This window comes from Microbacterium umsixpiens, from assembly GCF_053543675.1.
Window position 1 is genome coordinate 1 of sequence record NZ_JBLVOH010000037.1, and the last position, 6,040, is coordinate 6,040.

The 6,040-nt window shown below is 68.5% G+C and carries 7 protein-coding genes; 3 read left to right on the plus strand and 4 right to left on the minus strand.

Features of this window, described 5'->3' with window-relative positions; genetic code table 11:
- Positions 1–294 (plus strand): MerR family transcriptional regulator (locus ACNPM4_RS03795; protein WP_448984745.1); only part of this gene is annotated, 294 nt, incomplete at its 5' end.
- A 39-nt stretch (positions 295–333) separates the two neighbouring features.
- On the opposite strand, the gene ACNPM4_RS03800 is transcribed toward ACNPM4_RS03795, so the two are convergent.
- The 4 genes from ACNPM4_RS03800 to ACNPM4_RS03815 are packed head-to-tail and all read right to left on the minus strand — an operon-like array spanning position 334 to position 4,180.
- Positions 334–729, minus strand: coding sequence for an ATP-binding protein (locus tag ACNPM4_RS03800; protein WP_448984746.1), 396 nt, complete (start codon positions 727–729; stop codon positions 334–336).
- 13 nt (positions 730–742) lie between these two features.
- Positions 743–1,075, minus strand: coding sequence for an STAS domain-containing protein (locus ACNPM4_RS03805; RefSeq protein ID WP_372467590.1), 333 nt, complete (start codon positions 1,073–1,075; stop codon positions 743–745).
- Positions 1,059–3,023, minus strand: a complete 1,965-nt coding sequence (locus ACNPM4_RS03810; protein ID WP_448984747.1) for a glycosyltransferase — start codon at positions 3,021–3,023, stop codon at positions 1,059–1,061. The genes ACNPM4_RS03805 and ACNPM4_RS03810 overlap by 17 nt, the downstream gene beginning before the upstream one ends.
- Complete coding sequence (locus ACNPM4_RS03815) at positions 3,020–4,180, minus strand: PP2C family protein-serine/threonine phosphatase (RefSeq protein WP_029261339.1); 1,161 nt, start codon at positions 4,178–4,180, stop codon at positions 3,020–3,022. Before ACNPM4_RS03815 ends, ACNPM4_RS03810 begins: the two co-directional genes overlap by 4 nt.
- 100 nt (positions 4,181–4,280) lie before the next feature.
- On the opposite strand from ACNPM4_RS03815, the gene ACNPM4_RS03820 reads away from it, so the two are divergent.
- Positions 4,281–4,943 (plus strand): GntR family transcriptional regulator, encoded by a 663-nt coding sequence (locus ACNPM4_RS03820; RefSeq protein WP_448984748.1) that lies wholly within the window; start codon positions 4,281–4,283, stop codon positions 4,941–4,943.
- A 108-nt stretch (positions 4,944–5,051) separates the two neighbouring features.
- The gene (locus ACNPM4_RS03825) at positions 5,052–6,020 is read left to right on the plus strand and encodes a tripartite tricarboxylate transporter substrate binding protein (protein ID WP_029261341.1); all 969 of its coding nucleotides are present in this window, start codon (positions 5,052–5,054) and stop codon (positions 6,018–6,020) included.
- The last annotated feature ends 20 nt before the right edge of the window (positions 6,021–6,040 follow it).

Below are 6,040 nucleotides of genomic sequence, written 5' to 3' on the forward strand. Positions count from 1 at the left end.
GGCTCCCGCCGCTATTCCCCTCGCAACATCGAGCAGCTGCGCGAGGTCGCCCAGCTCTCCTCCGAAGGCGTGAGCCTTCCCGCGATCGCGCGCCTGCTGGACCTCGAAGACGAGAACCGGATGCTGCGCGATCGCATCGCCGTGCTCGAGGGCGCGCTGCGCACCGAGCGCGAGAATCGTCCCGGCGTGCGCGTGTTCGCCGCCGGCTCCGCGGGGGTCGTCCCGATGCCGACCGGCCGCCGCATCCGTCGCTCGACCGAGGTCGTGCTCTGGGACCCGCGCGGGAGCGCCTAGTCCACATACCGCGCGTCGGCGCGCCCGCTTGCCCGCGACTCAGCGGCTGATGCCGACGCGGCGCACCAGCACCCAGGTGTTGCCGCGGTCATCGTAGGTGTGGACGAACCCATCGAGCACTTCGCGCGCCAGAGCCAGCCCGCGGCCGCTCTCGCTGTCCACGTCGGGCATCGCGACACCGTGCCAGTCGATCGAGGCGGGCGGAGCCGTGTCCACCAGTGTGGCGCGCAGCTCGTCGGAGGAGAGGCTGAGGTCCACGGAGAGCGTCACTGCGGCAGTGACCTCTCCGTGCTGCACCATGTTGGTCGCGATCTCGCTGACCGCGAGGGCGAACACCGTGCGGTCCTCGGCCGGTAAGCCCGGCGCATCCGACCACAACCGTTCGAGAGTGTCGAGGATCTCGTCGACCGTCGCCAGCCCGGCGGGTCCGCTCACGCGGGCGCGGGCTTCACCGGGCATCGAACGCCGATTCGGGCGTCGGGTAGTCACGGAGCACACGATCCAGGTTCGTCAGCCGCAGGACCGTTCGCACCGCCTCGGGCACGGCGGCGATGCGCAAGTCCCCGCCGGCGACCCTCGCGCTCTTCAGACCGCCGACCAGAGCGCCGAGGCCGGAGGAATCGACGAAGGCGAGCTCCGCCATGTCGATCACGATGTGCGGCTCGCCGGCCGTCACCAGGTCGCCGACCGCGTTGCGGAGCAGGGGTGCTCCGGATGCGGTGAGGCGCCCGGAGAGCGCGATCACGGCGTACCCGTCGCGGGTGTCAGTGGACAGTTCCATGGGACTCCTTCTCGAGCAGGACGGCGGCCGGGCCGCGGTAGCGGGCCGCCTGGATGATGACGCTGAGGACCACGAGGTCGTACACGACCCAGACCGTGTTCACGAGGGTGCCGACCCCGTCGGCCGTTCCCAGTAGGACCCGCGTCACGCCGATCACGAGCGCCACGCTCAGGACGGCGATGGCGGTCAGCTGCGGCCAGATCTCACGCCAGGGCACACCCCGCGGATCGCGACCATCCTTGCGGGTGACGGCGAAAGCGAGCGGGCGATGGAAGACGACGTTGGCGAAAGCCGTCACGCACGCGCGTATCCACACCGGGAACAGGGCGAGCGAGTACTGCTGGCCCCGCCACGTGCGCACCCCCTTCGCGACCACGAGGAACAGCAGCTGGTTCACGAGGAAATAGGGCAGGAACCGCGCAAAGAAGTCGACAGACCACGCGGTGACCGGCAGCACGCCGAACACCAGGTAGATCACCGGCGCGGCGAGGTACGCGATCGCGGCGAACCCCGAGAGGTAGCTCCACATCGTGGCGAAGTACATCAACCGCTGACCGAACGAAAGCCCCCGCTTGACCAGTGGATTGTCGCGCAGCATCACCTGCAGCGTGCCCTGCGCCCAGCGCAGACGCTGTGTGAGCATGGTGCGCAGATCCTCCGGTGCGAGTCCCTTGGCGAGGATCTCGTGGTGGTACACGCTGCGCCACCCGAGAGCGTGCAGCTGCATTGCGGTCGCCATGTCCTCCGTCACGGAGATGGTCGCCAGCGGCAGGATCGGCTGAGCTTCCTCGCCCCGGTCCAGACGAAGCGCGTCGAGCAGCCCCCGTACGGCATCCAGAGCGGTGATCGGAGAGAGATCGGACTCGGCGAGAGCGGCGAGCCCCGCCTCGTCGACGATCACGGCATCGAGCTCCGCATCCTGCGCGATGGGCAGCGCGCCCAGCTCCTCCAGGTCGGCCCGGATCCCGGCCAGATCCTGTGCCACCAGGATGCGCGAGGCACGTTCGACAGCCCCGCCGACCTCGTCCGCCACGTCGGCGACGGGCACGCCGGCTGCGAGATCGCGGATTCCGCGACGGATGGCGATCTGGAGGACGGAGAGCTCGCGCGACAGTTCGGCACTCGACGACTCCCGCATCTCCTTGTCGATCATGATCTCGGCCGTCCGCAGCGCCTTGCCCGCCGAATCGGTGACCTCTCGTACGTAGCCGATGATGCCGAGCTGCATCAGCGCTTCACGACGGAGAACTGCATTCGATCCGCAGAAGAACGCGGCGTTCCACCCGTCCTTGCCCTGCTGGATCGGCCCGTAGAACAGCGGCGCCTGGCTGCCGAGCGGATCCGCTTCGTCGACGTTCACGAACCACTGCGGGGTCTGGACGACGGCGACCTCCTCATCGTCGGCGAAGTAGCCGAGGGTGCGGTGGAGGATCAACGGGTCGGGGATCTGATCGGCGTCCAGGATCAGCAGGAACTCCCCGTCCGTCTCGAAGAGCGCGTTGTTGAGGTTGCCGGCCTTCGCGTGCCGTGGCTTACCCGCCCAGTCGGCGGAGCGCGTGAGATATCCGACTCCCGCTTCCCGCGCCGCGGCCTCGAGCTCGGGACGGGAGCCGTCGTCGAGTACCCACGTCGTGTGCGGATACGCGATCCGCGCGGCGGCGCGGGCCGTGGTCATCACCAATTCGATCGGTTCGTCATAGGTGGCGATGAAGACGTCGACGGTGCCCTCAGGCGGCGACGTCGGCGTCGGCCTGGTACGGGCCTTCCACATCGTCGAAGAGAAGAGGATGGTGTCGATCAGGCTGTACGTCTCGGCCAGAACCAGCGGGACCGCGATCCACCAGGCGGACCAGTTCACCGATTCGAGCCAGCGCCAGGCGACGTAGTTCACGCCCAGCAGCACCGACAGCACCGCGAGGATGCGGATCACTGCGAAGCGCACGGTCATCGGTCACGCCTCACCACGACCACGGTGATGTCGTCGGTGGCGCGATCGTCGTCGGCCAGCCGCAGAGCCTCGCGAATGGCGCCATCGGGTCCTAGCGTCGTCAGCACGCGGTAGACGTGCGCGAACGGGTCGTCGGCGTCGAGCACGTCGAGCAGTCCGTCGCTGCAGCACACGAACGCATCGCCGGGGTCGAGGTGGGCGAACCGCGGTTCGCGGATCTCGGGCGGCTGCAGCCCCATCCCCATTCCCAGCGGCAGGCTCGTCGAGCGCAGGTGCTCCCATGAGCCGTCCGCGCGCAGGATGAAGGCGAGACTGTGGCCGGCGTCGATCAGCTCGAGGTCTCCGGTCTCCGGTCGGAGTTCCGCGTGCACCGCTGTGACGAACATCGCCGTGTCGGCAAGATCCTCCTCGAGCAGACGGTCGGCGTCGGCGATCGCCGCCGCCAGTGAGCGTCCGGGAGCCGTGCGCAGAGAAGCGCGGACACTCGCTGCGATGAGGGCCGGCCCTGTGCCCTTGCCCATCGCGTCGGCGAGGGTCACGCGCAGCGCGCCGTCATGCATGCCGAGGTCGTAGAAGTCGCCAGCAAGCCGGCCGCGTGACGCCGCACCTCCGGCGATGGTGTACCCGGGAACGACCGGATGCGAATGCGGACGCAGCGCACTCTGGATCACGGCCGCGTGGTCGAGCTCGGCATCGTTCGCGAGCTCCGTCTGCACCCAGAACGCCAGGTCTCGCAGCAGACCCTGCTGGGCGTCGGACAGCGTGTGCGGTTCGGTGTCGAGCACGCACAGAGTTCCGATGGGCTCGCCGCCGGGCGCATGCAGCGGGTGCCCGGCATAGAAGCGGAGGTGCGGATCGCCCACCACGAATGGGTTGTCGGCGAAGACCTCGGTCGTGAGCGCATCCTCGACGATCACGGTCCGATCCTGCCGGACGGTGTAGTCGCAGAAGGAATCCTGCCGCGGGGCTTCATCGCCGCCGAGTCCGATCTCGGACTTGCGCCACTGGCGGTCGCGGTCCAGGAGCGAGACGCTCACCATGGGGACCCCGAACATCTCCTTGGCCAGTCGTGCCACCCGATCCACGCGCTCATCGCGCGGTGTATCGAGGATCCCCAGTTCCTCGAGCGCTTCCTGACGCCTTCGCTCGTCGAACATCTCCCGCCCTCCCGGTCGTTTCTCATCCTGACATGCCCTCGAACGAAAGCCGAGCGTGGAGAGCGGTGTGTATCCTGTCAACAGTTAACAGGAGGTCACCATGACGCAGTCCGTGAAGCGTGGAGAATCCCTCGGCGCGCAGGTGGCCCGAGTCCTGCGCCAGCGCATCGTGCGCGGCGAACTCGCCCCCGGCGAACGCATCACCGAGGAGGCGCTGGCCGAGGAGTTCTCGGTCAGCCGCGGACCCGTGCGCGACGCTCTGACCCAGCTGAGCTTCGAGAAGCTCGTCGAAGTGCAGCGCCCCCGCGGCGTCTACATCGTCGGTCTCACCCATGACGATGTCGATCAGCTGTACAGCCTGCGCGGTGCGCTCGAGCAGCTCGCGCTCTCCCGGGCGATGCGCGTCGAGGACGACTCCCGGTGGACCGCGATGGCGGCGGCCGTCGGGCGCATGGGAGAGGCCGCGGACGCCGGTGATCACGCGGCCTTCGTCGCCGCCGACCTCGAATTCCACTCGCAGATCTATGCCCTCGCCGACCACCCCCGTCTGGAGGGCGCCTGGAACCAGTACCTCCCGACCTTCACCGCGCTGCTCGAGGTCACGATCAACCACGACGAAGACCTGCACGAGTCGTCCGGCGACCACGTCAAGCTCATGGACGTGATGCGCAGCGGAAAGCCCGCGCAGGCCGCGAAGGTGCTGTCCGAGCACCTCGACGGCGCCCGCGAGCGCATGCTCGCCGAGATCGCCGACCGCACCTGAGCGCGAGCGTCCGTCGATCGAGAGGCTGCGTCAGTGTTGACTGTTAACAGTCAACACTGCTAGCCTCAGGGGGTCGACAACAAGGTCGACCCACGTAGAGGAGCAAAGATGCCCCGCAAGCGCATCACCCGGGCGGCTGCCGCGATCGCCGCCCTCGCAGCCACCGCTCTCATCGTCTCGGCCTGCACCAAGGTCGAAGAGGGCGAAGAGGCCGGATCGGCCTTCCCCGAGAACGACATCCGACTCATCATCCAGGCCAACCCCGGCGGAGGGTCCGACCTCTCGTCTCGCGCGCTCGCCACCGAGCTCGAGAAGATCCTCGACGTCAGCGTCATCCCGGAGAACATGCCCGGTGCCGCCGGCGCTCTCGCGATGGAGTACGTGGGCGCACAGGATCCCGACGGTTACGTCATCGGATTCGCCCCCGTCGAGATCGCGATGCTCAACACCACGCAGGGCGCGAACGTGATGCCGGACGACTTCGACCTGCTCGGCCAGATCATGCTCGCCCCCGGCGTCGTCACGGTCGGCGCGAACAGCGGCATCGAGACCCTCGAAGACCTCGTCACCCAGGCGAAGGCCGGTGCGGTCACCGTCGCCAACTCCGGCGCCGGCTCCATCTGGGAGGCGGCGACCATCGGACTCGGCAGTGCGACCGACGCCGAGTTCACCCCGGTGCCCTACGACGGCGGAGCGACGGCCGTCGCCGCAGCCGCCTCGGGTGAGACCGTCGCGGCCGTCTCGGGTCTCGGCGAGGCTCTGGCGCAGGGCGACGCGGTGCGCATCCTCGCCGTCATGAACGACGAGCGCCACCCCGACGCGGAAGACGTCGAGACGGTCGAAGAGGCCATCGGTGAAAACGTCGTCTTCGGCGGCTGGGGCGGCATCTACGCCCCCCAGGGCCTGCCCGACGACGTGAAGTCGACCCTCGAGGCCGCGGTCAAGGAGGCCGTCGACTCCGACAGCTACCAGAAGTTCCAGGCCGATGCCGGGAACCTGGTCGTCTACCGCGACTCCGCCGAATGGACCACGTTCGTCGACGAGCAGTTCGATCTGTTCAAGGACCTCCTGGGCTGAGAAGGCCCGACTGAGAGGAC

What these genes read in the sequence shown, in the direction of transcription:
- ACNPM4_RS03820 (WP_448984748.1), top strand. Translation starts at nt 4,281, where the DNA reads ATGACGCAGTCCGTGAAGCGTGGAGAATCCCTCGGCGCGCAGGTGGCC.
- ACNPM4_RS03810 (WP_448984747.1), bottom strand. Translation starts at nt 3,023, where the DNA reads ATGACCGTGCGCTTCGCAGTGATCCGCATCCTCGCGGTGCTGTCGGTG.
- ACNPM4_RS03825 (WP_029261341.1), top strand. Translation starts at nt 5,052, where the DNA reads ATGCCCCGCAAGCGCATCACCCGGGCGGCTGCCGCGATCGCCGCCCTC.
- ACNPM4_RS03815 (WP_029261339.1), bottom strand. Translation starts at nt 4,180, where the DNA reads ATGTTCGACGAGCGAAGGCGTCAGGAAGCGCTCGAGGAACTGGGGATC.
- ACNPM4_RS03805 (WP_372467590.1), bottom strand. Translation starts at nt 1,075, where the DNA reads ATGGAACTGTCCACTGACACCCGCGACGGGTACGCCGTGATCGCGCTC.